Genomic DNA, 26,567 nt, shown 5'->3' on the forward strand with positions numbered 1-26,567 from the left:
TGGGACGGGACATATAATGGAGTGCCGTTGCCATCAACAGATTACTGGTTTACGGTAGATTATCCGGAACAAGGAGTTATAAAACAATTTAAAGCCCATTTCTCATTAAAAAGATAAATTACAATGAATTTTAGAAAATTTTGTCTACTAGCTATACTTTTTGTATCTCAAGTTTCAAATTCCCAAGAAGGATTACCGGTATACTCTGATTACCTATCAGACAATTATTATTTGTTGCATCCTTCTATGGCTGGAGCTGCAAATTGTGCCAAACTGAGATTGACTGCCAGACAGCAGTGGTTTGGTCAAGAAGACGCTCCTGCATTGCAAACATTGAGTTTCAACGGGTCGCTGGGAGAGAGATCTGGAGGAGGAGTAATTGTTTTTAATGATAAAAACGGATATCATTCACAAACCGGGATGAAGTTGACGTATGCACATCACTTGATGTTTTCACGTGACCGTGTAGATTTGAATCAGCTATCTTTTGGAATGAGTGCCGGTTTTGTACAAAGTAGTTTGGATGAGTCGACTTTTTATACCAATGATCCTACTTACGATCCGGTAGTATTTGGTTCCATTCAAAGAGCCTCATATTTTAACATGGATATTGGTGCCTCATACAATTTTTTGGATTTTTATGTTCATGCCACTGTGAAGAATGCTCTGGCCAGTGACAGAAAGTTATATTCTGACCGTGAGCCGGTTAATTTAAGACGATTTATTTTGAATGCCGGTTATACTTTTGGGGATTCGGAGAGAATACTTTGGGAGCCGTCATTTATGTTTCAATTAGTGACTCAAACACAAGAGAAAACGGTTGACTTAAATATTAAAGCATATAAAGAATTAGACTTTGGGATGTTATGGGGTGGCTTATCGTACCGCAGAAGCTTAGACGGAGCCCAGTTTATTGAAGGAAATGCGGTTGCCGATCAAAAGATGCAATACGTAACACCGATATTGGGTGTGAATTTTAAGAACTATGTGTTCTCTTATACCTATTCTCATTTACTCGGCAATGTGAAATTTGATGCCGGTGGTTTTCACCAAATTACATTAGGAATTAATTTATTCTGTCAACCGGAGAAATACCACTGTAATTGTCCAGCGATTAATTAATATACTATACCAGTCCCGATTTGTTCGGGACTCTTTTTTTATGGTTATAAAGTCAGTAAACGGAAAGATGCCTCAAATCCCTGAGGATTGTTATGTAGCGGAAAATGCTACTATTGTTGGTGATGTAGTAATTGGTACTTCTTGCAGCATTTGGTTTAATGCTGTAGTGCGCGGGGATGTTCATTACATTAAAATCGGCAATAAGGTGAATATTCAAGACGGCGCGATTATTCATTGCACTTACCAAAAGCACCCAACCGTGATTGGAAATAATGTGTCAATTGGTCACAATGCGATTGTTCATGGGTGTACTATTCAGGATAATGTTTTGATTGGGATGGGCGCTATTGTAATGGACAATTGTGTGGTGGAGTCGAATTCGATTGTAGCTGCCGGAGCAGTGGTTACGCAAAATACGGTAATAGAATCGGGGTCGATTTATGCCGGGGTTCCGGCTAAGAAAGTGAAGGCCATCAATCAATCGGATTTTGCGGGAGAGATTGAACGGATATCTAACAACTATGTGATGTATTCAAGTTGGTTTAAAGAAGGCGAATAAAAGAAGCCGATAGCTTGGTTATAGCCCCGATGGCAGCGGACATCCTTTTTGTTTTATAGAGCTGTTGGTATGCGAGCAAGTCTTGCGAAACAAAAAGAGGGAAGCGGACAGCGGGAATAGGGTATAAAGAATTCCCGAAAGTTGGGCTTCTAAAAATCTTTTTGTACCACTTCGTATTTGTTTTTGAGGATATCACTCAGCACTTTTGGATTGGCATTGCTGTAAAAAATAGCCTTTCCTTTGAGCGGGTTATTGGTCAAACCCACTTTTTCTTCCAGTACTTTTTTGGTTTGTTTGGCAACGGCTTCCCCCGAATCGATGATTTTGACACGTGGCGGTACTATTTTTTGGATTTGCGGAATGAGGTATGGGTAGTGACTGCAACCGAGTACAAGATAATCGATATTGGCGTCAATCATAGGCTCGAGATAACGATGCAATAGCTGATTCATTTCGGGGGATTCTATCTCACCGTTTTCGATGAGCGTCACCAAGCCATGACCGATTTGTTCGATGATTTTAGTGTCCTGATATTTTTCGACGGTTTGATGGAACAGTTCACTGTTTAAAGTGCCTTGTGTGGCTAATATACCGATGGTATGACTTTGAGAGTTAAGTGCCGCCGGTTTGATGGCCGGTTCGATACCGATGAACGGAACGTCGAATTTGGCTCGGAGTTCTTTAATAGCATTAGTGGTAGCGGTGTTGCAAGCCACCACGATGATTTTGGCATTTTGGTTGAGTAAAAACTCCGTGTTTTTGATGCTGAGCGCAATGATTTCTTCCTTTGACTTTTGTCCGTAGGGCGCGTTTTTACTGTCGGCCAAATAGATGGTGTCTTCGTGTGGCAGCAGTTCGTGAATGGCTGTCCAAATAGACGTTCCGCCTACACCGGAATCGAAAAGGCCTATGGGATTGTTATTTGTCATTGTAACAAAAGTATAAAAAAACTGCTCTGCAGAAAATTCGGCAGAGCAGTTTTAACGTATCTTTTTATCAGATTAGAAACCTAAGTCTTTCTTCACATCAGCAGTTAAGTCCGGACCGTCGGCTAACAATAAGTCGGCCACGTTTAACACGTATTGGTATCCTTTAGCTTTTCCTACTTTAGCGATAGAAGCTTTGATTTTTTCCATCAATGGTTTCACCAAGTCGGCTTCTTTCTTTTGCAACTCTTTTTGAGCGTTGTCTCTGTAATCTGTGATTCTTTTTACCAAGTCTTGTACTTCCGTTTGACGCGTTTGGTTTACGGCGTCACCCACAGTAGAAGCTTCTTTGTCGTATTTCTCAATTTTAGCCTGATATTCTTGAGCCATAGTTTTGTATTCTGCATCGTAAGTAGCACTCAATTTTTCTAATTGTTTTTGTGCATCTAACATCGCCGGCATTTTAGAAATAATTTCATTTACATCTACATGTGCCGTTTTAGCTTGGGCATTGATAGCTTGGTTTGCGCCTAAAAACAATACAGTAGCTATTAGTAATGATTTCAATCGTTTCATTTTTAAAAGGTATTAATTATTATTTGTTATTATTTACTCGGTTTTGGGTTGGCTGCTTTTTTCCTCTTTGGCTTTTTTGGCAGCTTCTCTTTCTTCTAATATTTTTTTCTTTCTTTCTTCCAGGGCTTTTTTCTTGTCTTCAATCAGTTTGGCTCTGGCGGCAGCTTTATCCGCTTTCGGATCTGATGTTTTGGATGAATCTGACGACTTATCGTTGGTTTCAGCAGCGGGTTTATCGCCGGCCGTTTTATCGGTAGCAGGAACCGTGCCATTTTTTTTAGCTTCTTTTTCGGCGGCGGCTTGTTTGCGTTTTTCTTCTTGTTCTTTTTTGCGTGCTTCGGCAGCGGCTTTGCGATCGGCCACTAATTTGTCACGTTGTGCTTTCTTTTCTTCCAAGGCTTTTTTGCGAGCAGCAAGCGCCGGATTCTCATCCTCTACGTCTTCTTGGTATTCTTTTTTCTCTTGCTCTTTGAGTTCTTTTTTAGAAAGTTGCTCCCTTCTTTCGGCACGCGTAATGGCACGAATGACTTGGTCGCTGATGTCGTGTCTTTTGGCTGCAAATAGCATGGTCAAGTCGGAAGACTTATCGAACACATAATCGTATTTTTTTAATTCGGCTATATCTTGAACCGCATTGAATACTTGGTCTTGGATAGGTTTTACCAAAACGGCTTTTTGGGTGATAAGGTCGCCGTTAGGACCGAACTTTTTTTGTTGAAAATCTAATAATTCCGATTCTTGAAATTTAATTTCTTCTTCACGTTCATCGATTAACTCTCGGGTCAGTAAGGCTCTTTCGGTTTTTAAAGCATCTTTTAGTTTTGCAATTTCAATTTTTTTCGCTTCGATATCCTGCTTCCATCTTTGTGCTTTTTGTTCCAATTGGTTTTTAGCTTCGGTATAATCGGGTACATTTTGTAAAATATATTCCATGTCGATATAGCCTACCTTAATACCACGAGTTTGCGCATTACCTTGAAATGCTAAGGATAAAAGGAATAATGCTATTGCAAAACATTTTTTCATACGATTATGATTTAGAAATATGTACCAAATATAATTAAAATTGTTGACCAATGATAAAATGTGTCTCCCAACCGTTAGGTTGTGTATAGCCCGGAACCGGATCGAAACCGTGAGCAAAGTCGATTCCGAGTAATCCGAAGGCCGGCATAAAGATACGGATACCAAAACCGGCAGATCGTTGTAGTACAAACGGGTTGTATTCTCTGAATGTATCAAAAGAAGAACCGGCTTCTAGAAAGGTTAGGGCATAAATGGATGCCGCTGCTTTTAAGGTTAACGGATAACGAAGTTCTAACGAGAACTTGTTGTATACGGTGGCACCATCAATTGAAGAAAGGGATTGATTCGGATATCCTCTTAACTGTACCACTTCCCTGCCATCGAGAGAGAAATTCGCCAATCCGTCACCGCCTACAAAGAATCTTTCAAACGGAACCAAACCGCGGCCACTGTTGTAAGCGCCCAAATAGCCAAACTCTCCTAAAGCTCGTAACACCAACGCTTTTGAAGGGCCGCCGGCCAAACGGGTATACCAATCGGCTTTGAATTTTAATTTATAGTATTCGAGCCATTTGAATTTTTCTTGATCCACTCTTCCTCTGTCGGCAGAGGCATCCTGATAGCTGTATACTTTTTCGTAAATTCTGGAACCTGGTGTGGTTTCTTTCAGATAATCGCCCGGAGCCGGTAATTCACCGCTGGCATTGGCTGTTATCGTGTAACCGGCATCTTCTTGGTATTTTATTTTATAGGCTTCTAAGTTTTCTAAATTGCCGTAATCGATACCGTTGAACGCAGAATACGGTAAAGTGAATTTAGCCGACAAGCTAAACTCTGAACCATACGTAGGATAGATAGGATTTACCCCTTTGTTGTTTCGGCTCAAGCCTAATGTAAAGGCCAAGTTTCTCGAGGCACCGTCTCCAAACGTAAATAATCCGGTGTTGTAATTATTTAAGTCGTAGTACTGGAAGCTCACCGAGTTTGAAAATACAAAGAAATCATCCGGCACCGTTAATCTTTTGGCATACCCTACCGATAAGGATGTGATGTTAAAGCTTTTGCTTCGGTCTACATTACTTGATCTTCCGGAGTACAAAAATTGTTTACTGTGTGATAACGATGTCGAGAATTGTATTGGTTTTTTTCCGCCCAACCAAGGTTCGGAGAATGACAAGCTGTAGGTTTGGAAAAACGAACTGGCTTGTAAACGAAGCGATACTTTTTGTCCGTCACCCATAGGTAAAGGTTTGTAGGCTTCTTTCTTGAACATGTTTCTGGCGGAGAAGTTGTTGAATGACAATCCGAGGGTTCCGATGAAACCGCCACCGCCGTAACCACCTTGAAGCTCAATTTGGCTGGATCCTTTTTCAACTACATTGTATTCAATATCAACGGTTCCGGCTGCCGGATCCACGTTTTTAAATTTAGGGTCAATTGCCTCGGGGTCAAAGAAACCCAATTGTCCGATTTCTCGAATGGTTCGTACTAAATCTTCTTTGCTGTACTTTTGTCCCGGTTTGGTTCTTAATTCACGGTAAATTACACGATCGTTAGTTTTGTCGTTGCCGACTACTGTAATGTTATTGAAGTAAGCAATTGGGCCTTCCACAATTCTGATTTCAAAATCGATGGTGTCGTTAGCAGTTTTAACCTCTACCGCATTAATGTTTGAGAATAGATAACCGTTGTTTTGGTATAAATTGGTTAAATCTTCACCATCCGGTTTGGTTTTATCGGCTATTCTTTTTTCCAGCAAAACACCATTGTAGGTTTCCCCTTTTTTAATTCCGAGGATTCGTCCTAACAATTGATCGGAATACACCGAATTTCCTAAAAATTTAATGTCACCAAAGTAATATTTTCGCCCTTCTTCGACTTTGATGTTGATAGCCAACTTTGATTTTTTAGCATTTAAAAACACCGAATCTTTAATGACCCGAGCATCGCGGTATCCTTTTTCTTTGTACTTGTCAACGATAGAAGCTAAGTCTTCCTGGTATTTATCTTTGATAAATTTGGAAGCCTTAAAGATGCGAATCGGGTTAATTTGTTTGGTGTTTTTCATGGCACCTCTCAGTTTTTTATCCGAGAATTTTTCGTTGCCCTCAAAACTTATTTTAGAAATTTTGAGTTTATCACCGCGATCGATATTCACCAACATTTTTACCTGATTGCCTTCGGTGGTATCGGGTGTAGTGGTGATGAAAACTTTGGCTTTGTAATAACCGTCTTTTTTGTATTTGTTTTCGATGTAGTTTTTGGTAGTGGTAATCAGGTTTTCGTTAACAATTTTTCCTTTGGTCAAGGAATTGTCTTTGATTAGTGCTTCTTCTTTCGATTTTTTAATTCCCTTGAACTTCACTTCACTTAATTTCGGTAGCTCGGCAATATCCAAATCGAGCCAAATGCTGTCTCCTTCGGTTTTGTTAACATAAAAATCAATGTTGCTGAAAAGACCCAACTTCCCCAGTTTTTTGATGGCATTACTAATTTGCTCACCGGGTACGGTTATTTCCTGTCCTTTCTCCAAACCGGTAAAAGTAACCACTGTTTGTTGATTATAACTGATTTTACCGTTTACTTTAACATCGGCTAAAATATATTTTCTTCCTTGGTCAAAAGGTAATCTGTCCTGGGCTTGTAATTGAAAAATAGTTCCAAAAAATAAAAGGATAAGGAATATTTTTTTAGGTGTAATTTGCACTGAAATATTATTTAATCTGTTCACTTGTTTTTCCAAATCTTCGTTCTCTTTTTTGATAGCTGACAATGGCTTCATATAAATCTGCTTCTTTAAAATCGGGCCATAAAACATCGGTAAAATAAAATTCTGCATAGGCTATTTGCCATAGCAGAAAATTGCTGATGCGATGTTCACCGCTGGTTCTGATTACCAAATCTACATCGGGTAAATTGTGCGTGTAAAGATGCTGATTAATAATTGATTCATCAAGAGAGTCTGTTGAAATTATATTATTTTTAACTTTATCACTTATAATTTTAACAGCATTTAACAATTCTTCTCTGGAGCCATAACTTAGCGCCAAAGTTAGGGTCATTCTGCTGTTGTTTTTGGTTTTTTCGATTACGGTTAACAGTTCGTTTTTTGCTTTTTCGGGCAGCCTGTCAATATTGCCGATGCAGTTTAATCGAATGTTGTTTTTTTGAAGGGTTTCCAACTCGTTTTTCAGAGAGGAAATTAAAAGTTTCATGAGTGTATCCACTTCCAATTTGGGGCGATTCCAATTTTCGGTGGAAAAGGCATACAAAGTAAGGTTTTCGATGCCTAATTTAGCGCAGGTTTCCACGGTTATGCGTACCGATTTTGTGCCGTTTTCATGTCCGAAGGCGCGCAATAGACCTTTCTGTTTAGCCCAACGGCCATTGCCATCCATGATGATGGCTAGATGTTTGGGTAATCTGTTCGTGTCTATTTTTTCAATCAAATTCATTGTCTATTCTGCACAGTAACATGGCTTGTCGCCAAAGGTATATGTTAATGTAAAACCTGTAAACACATACCAATCTTTACTGTTTATGTTGCCAAATTGTAATGGCGCTAAATTTTCGTTTTTGGGCAAACTTCCGTCTAAGTTATCCGTAAAAGTGTAGCGAGCACCAACTTCTAATCCCAGAACAAAGTTTTTAATGACGTTGCTTTTAATGCCTACCGTCATCGGTATGGCTAAACTGCCTTCAGTGTAATCTTTTTTGGTTATTCCGTTTACGACATACAATTCGTCATAGGCAAAATAGGCCAAACCGGTATACACGTACGGCGTTACTATTTTGTCTAATTCTTCATGCAGATTGAATTCAAAAAAATTAAATTCCATGCCTGCCGATAGTTCTTTAATATTATTTTTAAATCGGTATCCTCGTGCATATCGTCCCGGAACTTCAGAGTCGGCATCATTGCCTGACAGGGTTGTCTGCGTGTAAGAAAATCTATACGAGTGTCGCGGACTTTTATTCCATTTATACAATATGCCAATCGCCGGTTCATTGGGTGATATATAATTGGTTTTACCAACGTCACCTATGAAATTACTCCCTCCGAGAAAGAGCCCGATTTCATGAATTTGGGCATTCAAAAAATTTTGAAAAATCAAACCAAAAAATAATACTAAAATCCTTTTCATTAAATTGAAAATAGCGTGCAAATATAATAATTATCAGTACTTATGCAGCATGAATTTCGTATTTCTGCTAAATAAAATAAAGTATTGACAATTACAGTGATTAATACTGATTACAATCTAAAACGAATTTTTTTGGGATGTAGTATAATGTAAGGTGCTTTTTTTCTAATTTCTCTTGTCCTGGCCCCAAAGCAATTTGTTGCGAAGGGTTTTAAAAAAAGTTTCTTCAGGTATTTCCACCATATTTATCACAAACGGAGTTTTTTTGATTTTCAGTTCGGCATTATTGCTAATGTAGGTAATTCGGGAGTCTAAAGAAACCAAATATTGTTCTTCTCTTCCTGAAACTTTTAATCTTATTTCAAGATTGTCGGGAACTACTAACGGACGTGCGGTTAAGTTATGAGGAGCAATGGGTGTAATAACCAAACCTTTAACATCGGGAGTTAAAATTGGGCCGCCGCAACTCAATGAGTAGCCGGTTGAGCCGGTTGGTGTAGAAATGATTAAACCGTCTGCCCAATACGAATTGAGGTATTCCTCGTTGAGATACGTTTCAATAGTTATCATCGAGGTCGTGTCTTTTCGGCTTACCGAAATTTCATTCATAGCAAACTCAATGTCTATGTCTTGGTTGTCGGGATTGATTTCTATTCCCAATAAGCTTCTCTGTGAAATAGTGTATTTTTTTTCTAATACCACCCGGAGGAAAGATTCGATATTTTCTTTTTGCACTTTGGCTAAAAAGCCCAATCGACCCGCATTTACGCCCAGAACCGGGATGCCGGAATCTCTTACAAAAGTAACCGCCCTGAGAATGGTACCGTCGCCTCCGATACTAATTAAGATGTCAAAAGAAGCGTCTAAATCCAGGTGAGAGGAAAAGGTTTGGTACTGCTTCTCAACAATTTTTTCTTCGTGTAGTATTTTCAAAAACTTTTCTTCAATCACTAACTCCACCTGGTTTTTATTAAAAAAAACAAAAATGTCTTTTATAATAGGTCTGGTATCGTTTTGATAGTATTGTCCGAAGATGGCGACTTTCATAATATGCGGCTCTAAGTTGATAACAGAATGCGTTGCAGTATACTTTGCAACCGTCTAGATGTTTAAATATTTGTCCAAATATTCAGAGCGCTCTTTGAGATTATTCAGGTAATGATCTTCGTGGTGCTCAGATATGATGTCATAGTTGTAACGACGAAATGTTTGAATAATCTCATTTATACCGCCCAGTGTAGTTTTGATGGTAATTTGTACTTTTTCTGCAGTAGCCGCTGAAACGAAAATGCCCAACAATTTGCCGTTGTTGCTTTCCACTATTTGAGCGATTTGACTCATAGAATAGTCATTGGCCGTCTTTTCAACCACGATGATACCCCCCGTTTCTTTGAGGAACGGGGTCTCGTTTAAAAACTTAATCACATCTGTGATTTCGTAATAGCCGATGTACGTATTGTTTTCATCTAAAATAGGAACCAGATTGGCGTTATTTCGAGCAAAAACTTCTAAAACGTCCAACCAAATCATACTGGTTCTGACAAAGAAACCTTCCAGAGCGTATCGGTAATCATGAGTGGTTTTTTCGGATTCAAAAGTTTCTGCATCCACAGCCGAAATACACCCCAAATAGACCCCGTTGTCTAAAACAGGGAAATGGGAAAACGTGCTATCGGCAAAAAAGTCCTGAATGACACCCACCAGTTCAGTGCTTGAAAAAGGCTTAAAATCGTTATTAATGTATTCCGAAAGTTCTCTCATGAATGTCGGTCTTGTTTATCGACTGCAAAATAATCAAAATTTGGGACATGAAGACGTACTTTTACTTTGTATTTTTGTAACCGAATTTTAAGCTGAAAAAAGATGACAAAGTTAAGTGTCAATATCAATAAAATAGCTACTTTACGAAATGCCCGCGGGGGTAATGTGCCCGATTTGCTTCAAGTTGCTAAAGACATACAACGATTTGGTGCCCAAGGCATTACTATTCATCCGCGCCCGGATGAACGACACATTCGTTACCAAGATGCCCGTGATTTAAAATCGGTCGTCTACACTGAATTTAATATTGAAGGCAATCCGCAACATAATTTCATCGATTTGGTTTTGGAGTGTAGCCCTACGCAAGTGACCTTGGTGCCCGATGCGATTGGTGCCATTACGTCTTCGGCCGGTTGGGACACCATACATTTTCAAGCCTATTTAACCGAGGTAATTGCCGAATTCAAAAGAAACGGAATTCGTACGTCTATTTTTGTTGATCCCGTTTTGGAAATGATTGAAGGGGCCAAAAAAACCGGTACCGATCGGATTGAATTGTATACCGAATCCTATGCGCACCAATATGGTTTAGGCAACAAAGCCGGAATAGAGCCCTACATAAAAGCGGCTGTTTTGGCTAATGAGTTGGAATTAGGGATTAATGCCGGTCACGATTTAAGTTTGGAGAACATCAAGTTTTTTAAGGACAATATCCCCGGATTGTTAGAGGTTTCCATCGGACATGCCTTAATTTCCGAAGCCTTGTATTTGGGATTAGAGAATGTGGTCAATATGTACTTAAACAAACTCAAGTAATGTTATACTCCAGAATAGAAGGTGAAGGCAAGCCACTTGTTATCATTCATGGTTTTCTCGGCATGTCCGATAATTGGAAATCATTCGGCTCGCTTTATGCCGCCGAAGGGTTTCAAGTGCATATGCTTGATTTGCGTAACCACGGAAGAAGTTTTCATTCGGATGAATTCAGCTATGCTGTAATGGCAAAAGATGTGTTAGACTATTGTCAGAACCATCAATTGCAAAATATTAATGTCATTGGACATTCGATGGGTGGTAAGGTCGCCATGCTCTTAGCCACTTCTTATCCAGAACTGGTTGAAAAATTAATTGTGGCGGACATTGGTCCGAAATATTACCCACCACACCATCAAGACATTTTGGCCGGGTTGAACGCCATAGACTTTGCCGGGAAGCCCGATAGGAACCAAGTAGAAGAAACCTTATATCCGTATATTCCCGATTTCGGTACACGACAATTTTTAATGAAGAACCTTTATTGGGTTGAGCCGGGTCAGTTGGCCTTTCGATTCAATTTAAAAGTTTTTAATGCGAAAATTGAAAGTATAGGTGAAGCATTGCCGGCCGAAAATTATTTTGAGAAACCCACGATGTTTGTTCGGGGCGGTAATTCCAAATACATTTTGGACACGGATGTTCCGAGTATTAGAAAACACTTTCCCAATATGTCGTTAGTAACCATTCCGAATGTTGGTCATTGGCTTCATGCAGAGAATCCGAAACTTTTTTTTGAGGAGACAATTACGTTTCTAAAATAAAAAAACCCTTTCAATTGAAAGGGTTTTTGTTTTATTAAGGGTTATGTATTAACTCTTGATGAATTTTTTAACCACTTTTCCTGAATCTGTATCAATGTTCATGAAATAAACACCAGCGTTTAATTCAGCAACATTAACTTGAACTTCAGCCAAGTTGTTTACTTTCATCGATTTTACCACTCTACCGTTAATGTCAGTAACAGTAACATCAGTTAAAAGAATATTGTAGTTGTTCGATACCGTTACTACGTTGCTGGCAGGATTCGGATACGTATTGAACTTTCTGGCGAAAGCTTCATTAACACCTAAATCAGCTGTAGTTACTTTAAAATCGTCCACCATAAACATATATTGGTCTAAGCCTTCATTTCTGATTCCTACTCTGATAGTTTGTCCGCTGTAGTCATCTAAAGAAAGAACTACTTCTTCCCAGTTTGGATACGGAGCTTCAGCACCCAACGCATCAAGGAACAAAATGAAATCATCACCTGAGGTTGGTGTTCCGCTTCCCACGTATACACCGATACTGTAGTCTTCTAATCCGTAAGTACTAGACATTGATTTTACCCAAACTGACAATTCATTTCCTGAACTACCAAGAGTAATAGGAGGGCTGATTAACCAATCATTGTTTGCAACATTTCCAGCTCCTGGAACAGCTGCCCAAGAAGCGGCATATTTAGAACCGGTACGAGGATCAAAATTTCTTACCTCAGCTCCTGAAGTAGCATTGGTAACCAAAGCAGTAGTTGGGTTGAAAATTTGATACGCCATAACAGCTCCGGCGTTAGCCCATGTCGGATTGTCAGCACCACCGGTATAGGTAGGTCTTAAATCTAAGTCAAGTGTAGACCAGTTACCAATACCCGTAATGATAAAATCATTGTAAGTTTCAAAACTATCCTCAAACAATACGTTTTGAGCGCTAGCTTGTAATCCGACTGCAGATAATGCAATAAGTAATAATTTTTTCATACGTTTTTTTTAAATGATTAATAGTCACAAATATATACGTATTTTTTTTATTTTTAGTAAATTTAACAGATTTCAAACAAAAAAATAAAGGAGTGATTTTGTTTTTGAGTTTGAATAACCTTGAAAATCAATCAAGTAAGTCTTTTTCTTTTTTGGGTAAAAAAACAGGAGTCGGGCCTTTTTTGTTAAAATCTTGCTCCGTATCGGTAAATGCTATAGTATTGTAATGTAAATATTGATTGTGATGAAACTACTGCTTCGATTATTGATAACAACTATTTTAGTACTTATTATATCTCATTTGATGAAAGGGGTCAGATTGGATAACGGTATAGAAACGTCGCTTAAAGTGGCGGTGGTTTTGGCCTTGCTTAATTTTTTTGTGAAGCCTGTTTTAGTGCTTTTCACGCTGCCGGTCACATTTTTTACCTTAGGGCTATTCCTGTTGGTTATCAATACCATTATCATCTTGCTTTGCAGCTATTTTGTGAAAGATTTTCACATTGCTAGTTTTTGGACGGCTATGTTGTTCAGTATCATTTTATCGCTTTCCCAATCCTTGGTTTACCAATTCACCGGAGAAACGAAATAAACAGGTAAAAATCAATTTAATAAAACTTGGTTGGGTTGCGGAAATGTTATACTTTTGCAACCCAATTTTAGTATGTAAAAAACACAAGAAATGAACATCACAAGAAATAACGTAGACGCGTTAAATGCTGTAGTTACCGTTGAAGTATCAAAATCGGATTACGCTGAAAAAGTAGAAAAAGTATTAGCAGACTATAGAAAAAATGCTAGCATTCCCGGATTCAGAAAAGGAGCTGTGCCGATGAGTCTAATCCAAAAACAATACGGAAAAGCCGTTTTGTTGGATGAAGTAAACAAATTGTTGCAAGAAAACCTTAACAACTATTTAGTTGAAGAAAAATTAGACATCTTAGGAAATCCGCTGCCTAAAGTAACCGAAGATTTCAATTGGGATGTTGAAGATTATAAATTCGAATTCGAATTAGGATTAGCACCGGAATTCAACGTGGATTTAGCCGCTAAAAACAGCTTGGTACAATACAAAATCGTAGCCGATGACAAAATGTTGAACGACCAAGTAGCGCGCATCCAAAAACAATACGGAAAGTTAATCGCTAAAGATGTAGTGGAAGCCGGAGACGATGTTTCAGGTGTTTTTGCCAACGAGGAAAAAGGCATCAACAACAGAACCACTTTGGCTATCGACGCTTTCGCCGACAAAAAAACGCAAAAAGCATTCATCGGTAAAAAAGTAGGCGATGTAGTGACGCTGAAAACCAAAGGGTTGTTCGATGACGATCACAAATTAATGGATTATTTAGCCGTGGGTCACGATGATGTTCACGGGTTGGATATCGAGGTAACCTTCACTATCGACGAAGTAATTGCGCACGAACCGGCTACTCTAGACCAAGAGTTGTTCGACAAATTATTCGGACCAAAAGTGGTAACTTCGGTAGACGAGTTAAAAGCTAAAATCAAAGAAGACGCTGAAAAACAATTCGCCCAACAAGCCGATCAAAAATTCTTAAACGATGTAACCGAGTTCTTAATCGCCAACACTAAGTTCGATTTACCGGCCGAGTTTTTGAAAAAATGGATCCAAACTACCGGTGAAAACCCGTTAACTGCTGAAGAGGCTGAGGCGGAATACGCTAAATCTGAAAACGGTTTGCGTTACCAATTAATCGAAGGTAAAATCATCACCGATAACGGGTTGCAAATTACTTTCGACGATTTAAAAGCCTACACGACTGAGCTCATCAAAAAACAAATGGCACAGTTCGGTCAAATGAACCCAACCGACGAAGATGTGCAAGGTATCGTGGCGCGTGTGATGTCCAACCAAGACGAAGTGCGTCGTTTGTCTGAACAAGTCATGAACGAAAAAATGTTGAACTTGTTCAAAGACAAGGTAAAAGCCAAAACCAAAGAAGTAAACTACGACGAGTTCATCAAAGCCATGTACGGCGAGTTGAAACACTAAAAGATTATTTACTATATTTGAGCGTCAAAGTAATTTGGCGCTTTTTTATTAGAAGCTAATCCGGCTATACGTTCCAATCTTTTTATTGTTGTCAACCTGAGCGCAGTCGAAGGGTTTTTCCAAACAATAAAAAGGATTTCCACTACTATCCGGGCTAGGGTTCCAACCTTAAGCGACACAATGTCATCTTTTAAAAAAGGCACAACCTTTGACTAAATCAAAATCATAGGAAGTTTACGGTGAACCACTGTAAACTTTTAAACTCATAAACTTTTAAACCAAAATCTAAAATGGACTACGGAAAGGAATTTAAAAAGTTTGCGACCAAAAAACACGGCGTAAACAGTCTGTATTACGATAAAATCGTAGCAAGCATGACACCTTATATCATCGAAGAACGCCAACTCAACATTTCGCAACTCGATGTGTTTTCGCGTTTAATGATGGACAGAATCATCTTCATGGGAACGGGTGTCGACGATTATATGGCCAACATCATCCAAGCGCAATTATTATTCTTAGAAAGTGTTGACGCCTCTAAAGACATCCAAATTTACATCAACTCTCCGGGCGGAAGCGTGTATGCCGGTCTCGGCATTTACGATACCATGCAGTATATCAAACCCGATGTGGCTACGATTTGTACCGGAATGGCAGCGTCTATGGGTGCCGTATTGTTGTGTGCCGGAGCGGCCGGAAAACGTTCCGCGTTACCGCATTCCAGAGTCATGATACACCAACCGTCAGGCGGCGCTCAAGGGGTAGCTTCCGATATGGAAATCAACTTAAAAGAAATGTTGAAACTGAAAGACGAATTGTACCACATCATTTCGCATCATTCCGGCCAACCTTTCGAAAAAGTATACAAAGACTCAGAGCGCGACTATTGGATGATCGCCGATGAAGCCAAAGAGTACGGAATGATTGATGAAGTGTTAAGAAGATAATATTGAGGCGCTAAGGCGCTAGGGTTCTGAGGTACTGAGCAATCAAAAACCTTAGAACCTTAGCACCTCAGATTCTTAGAACCTTAAAAAAAATAATGGCAAAACAAGTTTTAGAATGTTCCTTTTGCGGGAGGAAAAAGCCGGAGACCAATTTATTAATCGCCGGGATTAATGCACATGTCTGTGATCGTTGTATAGAGCAGGCGCACGGCATCGTGATGGAGGAATTAAAAGGAAATGCCGTAAAACCATCGGCCGATTTGGTGTTGAAAAAACCCAAAGAAATCCGTGCGTTTCTCGACCAATACGTTATCGGGCAAGACCAAACCAAAAAAGTCATGTCGGTAGCCGTATACAACCACTACAAACGTTTGATGCAATTGCAACATGAGGAAGATGTGGAGATTGAAAAATCCAACATCATCATGGTCGGCCAAACCGGAACCGGAAAAACCTTAGTAGCTAAAACCATCGCGCGTATGTTAGACGTTCCGTTAGCGATTGTAGATGCCACCGTGTTAACCGAAGCCGGTTATGTGGGCGAAGACGTGGAAAGTATTTTAACCCGTTTGTTGCAAGCCGCCGATTACGATGTAGCCAAAGCGGAAAGAGGTATCGTATTTATAGACGAAATTGACAAAATTGCCCGTAAAAGCGATAATCCGTCTATTACCCGAGATGTTTCCGGAGAAGGGGTACAACAAGCCATGTTGAAATTGCTGGAAGGCACCGTGGTAAACGTACCGCCGAAAGGGGGAAGAAAGCACCCGGACCAAAAATTCGTGGAAGTCAATACCAAAGACATTTTATTTATCGCCGGTGGTGCGTTTGACGGCATCGAGCGAATCATTTCCAAACGACTGAACCGTCAAGCCGTAGGGTATAGTACTTCAAAAAATGCGGACAGTATCGACAAAGACAATTTGTTGCAATACATCATCCCCAAAGACATCAAAGATTTTGGATTAATTCCGGAAATCATCGGTCGTTTGCCGGTATTAACACATATGGATCCGTTAGACAAAGCCACCTTACGCGCTATTCTAACCGAACCGAAAAATGCGTTAATTAAGCAATACGAAAAGCTATTTGCCATGGACGAAGTAGAATTCTCCATCACGAACGAAGCGTTGGATTACATAGTGGAAAAAGCGTTGGAGTACAAACTCGGTGCCCGCGGCTTGCGCTCGTTATGCGAAGCGATACTGACCGATGCGATGTACGATTTACCAAGTTCGGAGGAAAAACAACTCCACATCGATTTGGATTATACGCACGATGCGTTGACCAAAAACTTATTGAAACGTTTAGAAATAGCGTCATAAAAAAATCCCTCATATGAGGGATTTTTTTATTTACTAATTATAACCGATTACTTCATAAAACCGCCACCCGATTGGTTTTTCTCAATGTTGATTTCGGTGTTTTCTTTTTTCAAAGACAAATCTCCAAAATTATAGGTCAACGATATTCGGAAGGTTCTGGTGTCCTGTTTTTGGTAAAACTTAGTTTCCAAATTGGTCGAAGAAACCAAAGCATTTACCTCGTTTTTATTGAACACATCAAAACAATGCAAGCCGATTTTCAGGTTTTTGTTCAGGAAGTCTTTGTTGAACGAAATGTCAAACTGCTGAATCGGTTTGGTAATTTGATAGATTTCCCAAGTGCCTTTCGGTAAAATGAAATACGACATGGAGTTTTTGATATCCCAAGGCAAAATAAATTGTGCTTGTGCCGAGAAGTTCCAAATCGGTTTGTTCTCAAATGAAAAAGTATAGCCTTCCGTGGTGGTTTTGATGTAATTCACATTTAAGAAAATATAATTCATCTTATCCATGTTATTCATACGCTTTTGAAACTCTTCTTTACCTTTAAAGAAGTAATCCAATGGCACCGGAAACGAAGCAAACAAGCTCATGGTTTTGACTTTGTCAAACTGTTGGAAAGTTTGGTTGCTTACCAATTCGCCCGGTTCGGCAGTGAAAATAAAATTGTTTCTGTCTCGAGCAATGGTATAATTTCCACCGATATTTACAAATTGAAACGCCGTCAGTTTCAACTCGAAGTTGTCAAAAAACGCCGGATCCAAAAACGGATTTCCTTGCGAGGTGTTGTATTGGTCGAAGTTGGCAAAATTATTCGGGTCCAATACATTGTAATCGGCTTGGAAAATTTTCTTGGAGTACGAAGCCGACAAGTTCATATTTTCGCTAAACTCATACAAAGCACTCGCATTCGGGAAAAAATTTGAGTTCGTAAAGTTGACTTTGGTTTCATTGCCTTCCTGAATGGCCAAACGATCTACTTTATAATCTTCAAAACGCAAACCGGCGGTCAAACTCAATTTTTTGAATTTTTTTCGCGCTTCTACATAAAAAGCCAAGTTGGTTTCATCGTAATCAAAATCGATGACACTGTTTACGGGGGAATTCAAATTGTAAATACCTTTGTCTTCTACTTTGATATAATTGAATTTTCCACCCGTATTTAACGAGAAATCCAACTTTTTAAACGGAATGGTAAAATCATATTTCAAATAATAATTAGCCAAATTAAAGTCGATTTTTCCATTATAGTAGGTGGCATCGCCATTGTTTTGTCCGACAGAAGTCGTGTTGGGCGTGCGATTAAAGAAGTTGCTGTAAGCCGTGACATCAAAGGCTCTGCCTAAGGTGTCGAGTTTTGTTTTGTATTGCAAACTCAGTTCGTTTACACTATTTTTCATTTTCGATAAACCATTGTTGTAAAAATCAATTCCGGTTCCGGCCGTACGGGCTTTGCTGGTAATGCGATCGTTGCCCAAATTCAAATTATAGTTGAATAAAAGATTCGACTTTTCATTGATTTTGTAATTGGTTCCGGTTCGCCAATAAAAATTACGATTGGTGAATTGTGCAAAATTCTTTTGAAACAAATGTTCATCCGGATCAAAAGAGGTAAAGGTTTGATCATTATTGTTTTTGCTTTCGCTGTCGATGTAGTTGTACCCAATCATGGTTTGCCAACTCAAGTCTTTCACCTTTCCGTTTAATAAAATTTGCGGACTCGGTTTTTGGTATTCATTAAAATTGTAATTGATGTTAAAACTGGCGTTAATGCCTTTTTTACGTTTACTGCTGGTTACGATATTGATGATGGAACCGCTGGCATCGGCATCAAAAGAAGCGCCGGGATTGTAAATGAGTTCCACTTTCTCAATGGCGTTGGCCGGTAAAGTAGCCAAGTAGTTTTGCAAATCATTTCCGCTCAAGGAACTCGGAGCGCCATCAATATAAATAGTAACGCCTTTACTGTTTAAAGTAATGGTTCCGGTGGGCGAGGTAATTACGCCGGGAATTTTTTTTACGGCTTCCAAACTACTGCCACTGTTGAGCATGGCATTGTCGCGCACACTAATGGTGGTTTTGTCGGATTCGACTTTAAGGTACTGTTTTTTGTTGCCGTAAACAGTAACTTCTTTTAATTCGTTGGGGTTTTCGGAAGCTTTGTTTTCGTCTGTTTTCGGTGCTTCCTGTGCAAAAAGCATACTCGTAAAGAGCAAGCATAAGGTAATGCTTAGTGATTTCATTGGTGATTGATTGTTTGATTGATGATTGTCATGTAAGACTTTCGGAACAACCAAATGTTACACCATCAATGAAATTTTTAGCAAATATTTTCGGAAGGTACAAGAATGCTTTTAGGAACTTCAATGTTGCAGCGACCCGGACCGCATCGCAATCGCTTTGGACCACAAGAAGTTAGAAAGCCGGAGAGCAAAAGTAAAATAAGCAGTTTTTTCATTTGCGATTTACAGTTTGGTATTTATATTTTGTTGCATTTGCAGCAATTGTTCTAAATAATCGCGTTGATTGGACAATCTCGGAATTTTGTGTTGTCCGCCGAGTTTGTTGTTTTCTTTGAGCCAATCGTAAAATAAATTTTCTCGGGCGACGTTAATTTTGAGTTCATTGAGCGTCATATTGTTGTAGCGTTTCGCCTCATAATCGGAATTGACCGATTGGATATTTTCGTCCAATGTTTTTTGAAATAAAGTTATGCTTTCCGGACGCTTCTTGAATTCGATCATCCATTCGTGGGCGCCTTTTTCTTTACCGTCCATAAAAATCGGCGCTACGGTATAATCAATGACTTCACAATTCAATGCCGAACAAGTTTTCGCAATGGCGGTATCGGTGTTTTCAATCATTAATTCCTCACCAAAAACATTAATATGGTGTTTGGTTCGGCCGGAAACGCGAATGCGATACGGACTCAAAGATGTAAACCGCACGGTATCGCCTATCATATAACGCCATAAGCCGGAGTTGGTGGTAATGACCATGGCGTAATTTTTAAACAATTCCACTTCCGACAAACGCACTATTTTTTGATTTGGCGTCCCAAATGTATCCATCGGAATAAACTCATAGAAAATCCCGTAATCCAACATTAACAATAAGTCGTTGGAATAATTCAAGTCCTGAATAGCGAAGAATCCTTCCGAAGCATTGTAAATTTCATAATATTTGAAATCGGATTTCGGCAAAATCTTTTTGTACTGTTCGCGATAGGGTTCAAAACTTACGCCACCGTGAAAATACACTTCTAAATTCGGCCATAAGTCAAATAGGTTTTCTTTACCGGTTTCGGTTAAAATTCGGTTCAACAAAACCAACATCCACGAAGGCACGCCGGCAAAACTGGTCACGTTTTCGGTTTTAGTTTCGTTGATAATCGCCGTGAGTTTGCTTTCCCATTCGCTCATCAGTGAGACCTTGTTGCTGGGTGTACTGCTGAATTCGGCCCACATCGGCATGTTTTCGATTAGAATGGCCGACAAATCGCCGAAGAACGTATTGTTGTTTTCGTATATCTGCGAACTGCCGCCCAGACGCAAACTTTTGCCCAAAAACATCTCCGAATTCTCGTTGTTGTTCAAATACATGCACAACAAATCCTTACTGGCTTTGTAGTGACAGTCTTCCAGCGCTTCGCTGCTCACCGGAATGAACTTGCTCTTGGCATTGGTAGTACCGCTCGATTTGGCAAACCATTTGATGGGTGTGTTCCAAAAAATATTCTGATAGCCTTTGCGCGTTTCCTCAATCATCGGTTCTAAATCCTCGTAGGAAGAAACCGGAATGCGCTCGGCAAAAGTTTCGTAGGATTTGATACTCTCAAAATCGTACTTTTTCCCGATAACTGTTTCGTCGCAATTCCGAATCAAATTCATCAGCAACTCTTGTTGCACTTCATTCGGATATTTTAAAAACAACTCAATTTGATGAATGCGTTGTTTTAAAACCCAGGAAGCGATAGAATTAATAATCGGAAACGGCATGATTTAATTGAGGATTATGAATTGCAAATTAGGCATAATAATCATAGGCTAAAATAGAAAATAATTCCTAAAGTTGTAGTTTAATCTGAACTATTGCCGCAGGTCATACGAAATTTTAGTTCCTTACGAAAATAAAGCATTCTTAACGCCATCAATAGACAAAAATTCAATCTTGAAATTTTTTAATAATAAAATTTGTATAATTGTCATTGATAAAAAAATTAAAAATGAAAAAAGGTTTTCTGGTTTTATTCTGGTTTTGTTCGCTGATAACTCATTCACAAAGTAATGACTTGGCTTCTATTTCTACGGGAAAGTTTTTAGGTTTTTCTGCGCTTTTCAATGAAGAGGAAGCGCTTTTCGGATATTTAGCAATTTATTCTAAAGGAAAAGAATCTCCTACTACAGAAAAATTTGAATACGTTTATTTTGATAAAAATTTGAATAAGGTTGCCAATAACGATTTTGTTGCTCAAAATTATATTACAAGTTTCAGAACGTATATAAATATAAAAGGAAATATTGAATTGTATCCTGTTGTTGACAGTGAAAAATATGCCAAGGCCAAAAAACAAACTATTCCAACGGTTAAATTAATTAATCTAAAAGATAATTCAATAAGTGACCTTCCGGTTTTTTCATATGAGGATGATAAATTGGTTACATTGGATGCCAATTTATCTGAAAAAGATAGAGAAGATTTTTTAAGGAAGTTTTTAAGATCAAATGATTACCTACCCAGGACAGAGGTGAACTTTCTCAAAGACGAATCTATTTTCATTTTAAAATACAAGCATGATCCATATAAAGGATTGAAATTTGATTACGGTATTATTAAATACGACAGTAATAAAAATGAATTGTGGCGGTTTGAATTTAATAAGGATAAAAAAGCTAAAATAGATCAAACAATTGATATTATATATTTTGATTCTGAGAATATTTACTTGACGGAAAAGACAACAGTAAAAAAAGATGTCACATTTAAGTTGATAAAAATTAACTTAAAAACCGGTTTGAAAGAGATAGAAGTGCCAATCACTAATTATTCTGAACATTCCATAAAAAGCTTGAGAATTTTTAACAACAGAGTTGATAACATTTACAATAAAAGAAAGTTTGATGACAAGATAGTATTTGTTGGACAAATTATTGAGAGTTTGTATAGCGGAACAGATAAAGGCTGTTTCAGAATGATTATCGATAAAAAAACAAATGAAGTTCAGTTTGATAACTTGTATTATTCACAAATACAAGGCTTTATAAATTCCAAAATTCCATCGGCAAACGCTGAAGGATACTGGTTGGTGCCAAGAGATTTTTATTTCTTCCAAGATGGAAGCATTGGGTTTATGTTTGAAAAGTTCAAAGGAGGAGGTGTTTCTGTGATGGGTATTGGAGGAAAGATTAAAACAGCAGACTTGGTCTATGTGGAGACGAATGAAAGCTTTGTGCCGAAGACAGCCAAAGTTTTTGAAAAGGATATTACTAAAGGCTTCACAAATTCAGATTATTTATTCTCACAGTATGGAAAAGAAATAGATGATGTGGTCTTTTTTTACAAAGACTTTCAGAAAGATTCAGACGGGGAAAAGAATTGGAATTTATATATTAATACCCTTAGATCAGGAGTTATCAATAGTGAAAAAATTCCGATTTCCTCCAAAACAAATACAATCCTTCCTTATGTGGCCAAGAATGGTTATGTTCTTTTGAGGGAATTTAATAAGGACAATAAATACAATGCTATTCGGTTGGAAAAACTCAATAATTAGAGTTCAGCTTGTAAAAATCTGACACGTCAAATAATTTAGGCATATTTCGTCCATAGACATAGTGATAATTTTAAAATATTAAAGTTTCTACATGAAAAAAGTTTACGTTTTCCTTTTGCTGATTTTAAGCACCATTAATTATGGTCAAAACAAAGATTTGGCGTCGTTGTCTAACGGGTCACTTATCAACTTCAGTCCGCTGTATAATGAAAATGAGCAACTATTTGGTTATATAGTTTTGTTTGGTAAAGGAAAAATATCAGACGTAGAACAAAAATTTGAATTTGTTTTCTTGGACAAGAATCTCAATAAAGTTGCAAACAAAGATTTTGAGGCTGAAATTTCCGTTTATAATTACAAGTTTGGGGTAAACAATAAAAATCAAATTATTTTATATCCTGATTACAAAGATTTTTTTTCCTCAAAAAAAGAGAGGGATAGAACCATAATCGCGAAGGAGCGTTTGATTGATTTAAAGAGCAATACAGTAACCATCTTAAATAACTATTGTTACACTGACAAACAAATTGTAGTATGTAATGAAACAACAACAGTTGGAGAAAAAAAACAAGCAGCCAAAGATTTGTCTAAAGATTTGGGGTATGCTTATTACTCAAGGGTAGAACAATTGGAGGATGATTCTTTTTTAGTGCATGAAACTAGTTCAAAGAATAAGGGCTTTTACTTTGAAAATAAATACACGCTTTTTAGTCCTGAAAAGAAAGTAATGTGGACATATGAATTACCTAAAGACATCAAGAAAGACGACAGGGTTTACATTGAGACGATATATTTTGATAAAGAATATTGGAATTTCATAGAAACTAATATTCATAAAGACAAAGCAACATTCAAGTTTGTCCGCATTAATTTAAAAACTGGTCAAAAACTAATAGAGGAGTATTTACCCGAATCTAAAAACAGGAGTTATTATAGTTTGTTCAGATTTGGAGGACAAAAAGGCGGTATATACAATAAAAAGGACTTTGATGATAAACTTATCATTATGGGGATTTTAATTGATAGTGAAGAAAAGCAAAACCGGATAGGCTTTTACAAAGTAGAAGTAGACAAAATAAAAAATAAAATTTCAATAGTTGATATGCCATTTACAGACGCTAAGTCATTTTTACCTAAAATAAATGAAAAGGGTGTTGTTGAAAATGGTTATAAGCTTCAGATTCGCGATCTTTTTATCTTAAAAAACGGCGAAGTTGGATTGTTGTTTGAAAAGTTCAAATACAGCTATATTCCCATGGCAGGAAGCATTCCAAAAGCCACCGATTTAATTTGCTTTTTAGCCGATGAAAAATTTAAACTCAAAGAGGTTAAGACCTTTGAGAAAGATAAGTCATTAGCGGATATTGGAGATTATTTGTATTCATATAACATTAACGACGATAGCGGCGTTGTTTTTTATTACAAGGACAAACAAAAAAATGAAGAAGGAGATAAAAACTGGAATTTATATATTTCGGTTTATAAAAACGGCAAATTTTCACAAGAGAAAATTCCGATTTCCTCAAAAGAGAATACCATATTTCCATACATAGCTAAAGAGGGTTACATTCTTTTAAGAGAATACAACAAGAACTCAAAATACAATGGTATTCGATTGGAAAGATTGAATTTTTAATGATTCTCCGACGAATAAAAATCAGCAATTTTTTTTATTTCATCTAAATTTAAGTTCCACATAAAACTCAGAAATAGCTGGTAACTTTCAGATTGTTCTTGAGGCGAAACTCTGTCCAAGTATCGGTTTAGGGTATAATTCTTTCGTGCTTCATAAATCTTAGTAAAAGATTTTCCCAGCCATTCGCTAAAAAAGGCAGTATTAACTTTGTCCCTTTCCAAGTACAGTAGTGCTGCATAAATTGAAAGACCATAGTCTTCATTGAAATATAAGTTCGGGACAGTTTCCAAGTAGGCAATTTTAGCTAGTTTTTTATATAATTCCGGATTCGGATTATAGGCTTTGGTTTCCGATTTTACCTCCGGAAATAACGATAAAATTCGGGCTATTCTGGTTTCTGTTTCAGGATGGGAAGCAATCGAATCGGTGTCGATTTTCTCTGTAAATTTAGAATAATCATAACTTGAAAAATCTTCTTTTTGAAGCCATTTTTCATTAAAAGGTTGGGTGGCTAAATCAAAGTACTTTTTATATACGGTTTCAGATAACCCAGCCGGCTTTATCGAATCATATCGTTGCATCAACTTCATTGCAGATAAATATTCGCTCTTAGAGTAATTTGTTTTTCTGTATAAAACATAACCTAATGAGTCGGCTTGCAATTCTTGTTGTTTGGCTCTGTTCCCTTTATCATAAAGGCGTTCGCGAAAGAGCGTCAAAGCTTTATCACTAACGCTGTATTTTTCTTTTTTCAGTTCGGATATTCGTCTTTTTGTATTTTTCTCTTCTAAAAAGTCTCTTTCTTTCTTTTTTAAGCTATGCTCCAGTACTTTGTGGGCAATTTCATGAGACAAAACACCCGCAAATTGGTCTTCGTTGTCTAACCAATAAAAAAGACCAAGATTCAAAACAAAAGTTCCGTCGGTTATACAAAAAGCATTCAGAGAGTGACTCTTAGAAATTAGAATTTTAAATTTTGTGTCTTTAAGTTCAGGATTTCCTTTTTTGATTTCTTCTAAAACGTTTGAAGCGAATTTGGTTATTTCGTCTTCGAAAATGAAGTTTCCTTTTTTGATTTGCGCTCCAAATTCCGTTGAAAACTCGGTATAAGAGTTGGAAATGTATTTGGCGAGCTTAGCATCGTATTTCGATTTTATCTCTTGGATATACCTTTCGTTGTCCGCTTTAAATTCTTTAAGAAAGGAATCCCTCTTGTCATTTTTTGTGGTGTCAATAGGAGTGTATTTTTGCGAGTGCAAATTATATGACCAGAATACCAGAGTAATCAGAAGAAATATTATTTGGTGCTTTTTTTTAGTCATTCTACAAAACATTAATATTTTTACAATCAATTCAAAAATAATATTTTTTTCCATCCCATGACTTACGAAGGCGTATTAACCAAAATGCAAACCGAATTCTCCAACCCAATTCAATATTATTTGGTGTTTGAGAATAGTTTTTTAAGCTTGAATCAGCTGTTAGACAAATCGTTGGAAATCTCTTTTCAAGGCTATCAATGTTTGAATTGCGGTAAAAAGAAAAAGATTTTCCGCCAGGGATTTTGCTACGATTGCTTTATGAGTTCTGCGGCGGCAGGCGACTGGATTATGAAACCCGAATTGAGTACCGCGCATTTAGACATCGAAGACCGCGATTTAGAGTATGAGAAGAAAGTCCAGTTGCAACCGCATATTGTGTATTTGGCCTTGTCGAGCGAAGTGAAAGTGGGTGTCACCCGCAAAACCCAAGTGCCCACACGTTGGATTGACCAAGGCGCGGTGCAGGCCGTTCCGATAGTAGAAGTACCGAATCGCTATTTGGCGGGGATTACCGAAGTGGCGCTCAAAAATTATTATGCCGATAAAACCAATTGGCAAAAAATGCTCAAAAACGAAGTGCCACAAATTGATTTAATGGCCGAACGATTACAATTGGAAAACCGTATTCCAACCGAAGTACGAGAATTTTTTCATCCCAACCAAGAAGATTTGTATGAGTTGCACTATCCGGTGCTGCACTACCCAACCAAAGTCAGCAGTCTCAATTTAGACAAATCGCCCAATTTCTCCGGAAAACTCACCGGTATCAAAGGCCAATACTTACTCTTTGAAGACGGAACGGTTTTTAACGTCCGAACGTTTGAAGGTTATGTGGTGAGAATCAATATTTAACAAAAAACCCTTTCTTTTGGAAAGGGTT

At 38.0% G+C, this 26,567-nt stretch carries 24 protein-coding genes; 12 read left to right on the forward strand and 12 right to left on the reverse strand.

Translation table 11 applies throughout. The annotated features are described in order from the left end of the window. From QHT84_RS09860 to QHT84_RS09870, 3 genes are all read left to right on the forward strand, one after another. The coding region (locus tag QHT84_RS09860) for a T9SS type B sorting domain-containing protein (RefSeq protein ID WP_283239549.1) at positions 1-117 on the forward strand (117 nt) is incomplete at its 5' end. A gap of 6 nt (positions 118-123) precedes the next feature. Beyond that, positions 124-1,122 carry a PorP/SprF family type IX secretion system membrane protein gene (locus QHT84_RS09865; RefSeq protein WP_283239398.1) on the forward strand — a complete coding sequence of 333 codons (999 nt, stop codon included), beginning with the start codon at positions 124-126 and terminating at the stop codon, positions 1,120-1,122. A 40-nt stretch (positions 1,123-1,162) separates the two neighbouring features. Next, complete coding sequence (locus QHT84_RS09870; RefSeq protein WP_283239399.1) at positions 1,163-1,681, forward strand: gamma carbonic anhydrase family protein; 519 nt, start codon at positions 1,163-1,165, stop codon at positions 1,679-1,681. Between the two features lie 149 nt (positions 1,682-1,830). Here QHT84_RS09870 and murI read toward each other — a convergent pair whose 3' ends face one another. The 8 genes from murI to QHT84_RS09910 all read right to left on the reverse strand — a co-directional run bounded on the left by murI (position 1,831) and on the right by QHT84_RS09910 (position 10,115). Then, positions 1,831-2,610, reverse strand: coding sequence for a glutamate racemase (gene murI, locus QHT84_RS09875; protein WP_283239400.1), 780 nt, complete (start codon positions 2,608-2,610; stop codon positions 1,831-1,833). Positions 2,611-2,682: 72 nt separating this feature from the next. Continuing rightward, on the reverse strand, positions 2,683-3,183 hold the full coding sequence (locus tag QHT84_RS09880; protein WP_283239401.1) for an OmpH family outer membrane protein: 501 nt from the start codon (positions 3,181-3,183) through the stop codon (positions 2,683-2,685). Between the two features lie 33 nt (positions 3,184-3,216). Continuing rightward, on the reverse strand, positions 3,217-4,209 hold the full coding sequence (locus QHT84_RS09885; RefSeq protein WP_283239402.1) for an OmpH family outer membrane protein: 993 nt from the start codon (positions 4,207-4,209) through the stop codon (positions 3,217-3,219). Positions 4,210-4,243: 34 nt separating this feature from the next. Further along, positions 4,244-6,991 (reverse strand): outer membrane protein assembly factor BamA, encoded by a 2,748-nt coding sequence (gene bamA / locus QHT84_RS09890; protein WP_283239403.1) that lies wholly within the window; start codon positions 6,989-6,991, stop codon positions 4,244-4,246. Then, positions 6,924-7,664: an isoprenyl transferase gene (locus QHT84_RS09895; RefSeq protein WP_283239404.1), complete on the reverse strand. Its 741-nt coding sequence runs from the start codon at positions 7,662-7,664 to the stop codon at positions 6,924-6,926. The genes bamA and QHT84_RS09895 overlap by 68 nt, the downstream gene beginning before the upstream one ends. Positions 7,665-7,667: 3 nt before the next feature. Next, positions 7,668-8,354: a type IX secretion system protein PorG gene (gene porG / locus QHT84_RS09900; protein WP_283239405.1), complete on the reverse strand. Its 687-nt coding sequence runs from the start codon at positions 8,352-8,354 to the stop codon at positions 7,668-7,670. Between the two features lie 165 nt (positions 8,355-8,519). After that, positions 8,520-9,401 (reverse strand): NAD kinase, encoded by an 882-nt coding sequence (locus QHT84_RS09905; RefSeq protein WP_283239406.1) that lies wholly within the window; start codon positions 9,399-9,401, stop codon positions 8,520-8,522. Positions 9,402-9,455: 54 nt separating this feature from the next. Next, positions 9,456-10,115 carry a CBS domain-containing protein gene (locus QHT84_RS09910; protein WP_283239407.1) on the reverse strand — a complete coding sequence of 220 codons (660 nt, stop codon included), beginning with the start codon at positions 10,113-10,115 and terminating at the stop codon, positions 9,456-9,458. 102 nt (positions 10,116-10,217) lie between these two features. Here QHT84_RS09910 and QHT84_RS09915 point away from each other — a divergent pair, with 102 nt between their 5' ends. Further along, entirely contained in the window at positions 10,218-10,931 is a 714-nt protein-coding gene (locus QHT84_RS09915) for a pyridoxine 5'-phosphate synthase (RefSeq protein ID WP_283239408.1), read from the forward strand. Beyond that, the gene (locus QHT84_RS09920) at positions 10,931-11,692 is read left to right on the forward strand and encodes an alpha/beta fold hydrolase (protein ID WP_283239409.1); all 762 of its coding nucleotides are present in this window, start codon (positions 10,931-10,933) and stop codon (positions 11,690-11,692) included. Before QHT84_RS09915 ends, QHT84_RS09920 begins: the two co-directional genes overlap by 1 nt. Positions 11,693-11,740: 48 nt before the next feature. Here the strand turns inward: QHT84_RS09920 and QHT84_RS09925 are convergent, their stop codons facing one another. Beyond that, complete coding sequence (locus tag QHT84_RS09925; protein WP_283239410.1) at positions 11,741-12,667, reverse strand: T9SS-dependent choice-of-anchor J family protein; 927 nt, start codon at positions 12,665-12,667, stop codon at positions 11,741-11,743. Positions 12,668-12,911: 244 nt separating this feature from the next. Between QHT84_RS09925 and QHT84_RS09930 the strand changes: the two genes are divergently transcribed. The 4 genes from QHT84_RS09930 to clpX all read left to right on the forward strand — a co-directional run bounded on the left by QHT84_RS09930 (position 12,912) and on the right by clpX (position 16,956). Continuing rightward, positions 12,912-13,259 (forward strand): phage holin family protein, encoded by a 348-nt coding sequence (locus tag QHT84_RS09930; RefSeq protein ID WP_283239411.1) that lies wholly within the window; start codon positions 12,912-12,914, stop codon positions 13,257-13,259. 90 nt (positions 13,260-13,349) lie between these two features. After that, entirely contained in the window at positions 13,350-14,684 is a 1,335-nt protein-coding gene (gene tig, locus QHT84_RS09935) for a trigger factor (RefSeq protein ID WP_283239412.1), read from the forward strand. 290 nt (positions 14,685-14,974) lie between these two features. Beyond that, the gene (clpP, locus tag QHT84_RS09940; protein ID WP_283239413.1) at positions 14,975-15,631 is read left to right on the forward strand and encodes an ATP-dependent Clp endopeptidase proteolytic subunit ClpP; all 657 of its coding nucleotides are present in this window, start codon (positions 14,975-14,977) and stop codon (positions 15,629-15,631) included. 95 nt (positions 15,632-15,726) lie between these two features. Next, the gene (gene clpX / locus QHT84_RS09945) at positions 15,727-16,956 is read left to right on the forward strand and encodes an ATP-dependent Clp protease ATP-binding subunit ClpX (RefSeq protein WP_283239414.1); all 1,230 of its coding nucleotides are present in this window, start codon (positions 15,727-15,729) and stop codon (positions 16,954-16,956) included. A 47-nt stretch (positions 16,957-17,003) separates the two neighbouring features. Here the strand turns inward: clpX and QHT84_RS09950 are convergent, their stop codons facing one another. Beyond that, positions 17,004-19,199 carry a TonB-dependent receptor domain-containing protein gene (locus QHT84_RS09950; RefSeq protein WP_283239415.1) on the reverse strand — a complete coding sequence of 732 codons (2,196 nt, stop codon included), beginning with the start codon at positions 19,197-19,199 and terminating at the stop codon, positions 17,004-17,006. Positions 19,200-19,421: 222 nt separating this feature from the next. After that, entirely contained in the window at positions 19,422-20,954 is a 1,533-nt protein-coding gene (locus tag QHT84_RS09955) for a GH3 auxin-responsive promoter family protein (RefSeq protein ID WP_283239416.1), read from the reverse strand. A 227-nt stretch (positions 20,955-21,181) separates the two neighbouring features. Here QHT84_RS09955 and QHT84_RS09960 point away from each other — a divergent pair, with 227 nt between their 5' ends. Next, positions 21,182-22,729: a hypothetical protein gene (locus QHT84_RS09960; protein WP_283239417.1), complete on the forward strand. Its 1,548-nt coding sequence runs from the start codon at positions 21,182-21,184 to the stop codon at positions 22,727-22,729. Positions 22,730-22,820: 91 nt separating this feature from the next. Continuing rightward, the gene (locus QHT84_RS09965; protein ID WP_283239418.1) at positions 22,821-24,365 is read left to right on the forward strand and encodes a hypothetical protein; all 1,545 of its coding nucleotides are present in this window, start codon (positions 22,821-22,823) and stop codon (positions 24,363-24,365) included. Here the strand turns inward: QHT84_RS09965 and QHT84_RS09970 are convergent. Continuing rightward, the gene (locus QHT84_RS09970; RefSeq protein ID WP_283239419.1) at positions 24,362-25,687 is read right to left on the reverse strand and encodes a M48 family metalloprotease; all 1,326 of its coding nucleotides are present in this window, start codon (positions 25,685-25,687) and stop codon (positions 24,362-24,364) included. The two genes, QHT84_RS09965 and QHT84_RS09970, sit on opposite strands and share 4 nt — an antisense overlap. 57 nt (positions 25,688-25,744) lie before the next feature. Here QHT84_RS09970 and QHT84_RS09975 point away from each other — a divergent pair, with 57 nt between their 5' ends. Beyond that, positions 25,745-26,539: a DUF2797 domain-containing protein gene (locus tag QHT84_RS09975; protein WP_283239420.1), complete on the forward strand. Its 795-nt coding sequence runs from the start codon at positions 25,745-25,747 to the stop codon at positions 26,537-26,539. Positions 26,540-26,567: the final 28 nt, after the last annotated feature.

It is taken from the genome of Flavobacterium sedimenticola, from assembly GCF_030053345.1.
Lineage (GTDB): Bacteria > Bacteroidota > Bacteroidia > Flavobacteriales > Flavobacteriaceae > Flavobacterium > Flavobacterium sedimenticola.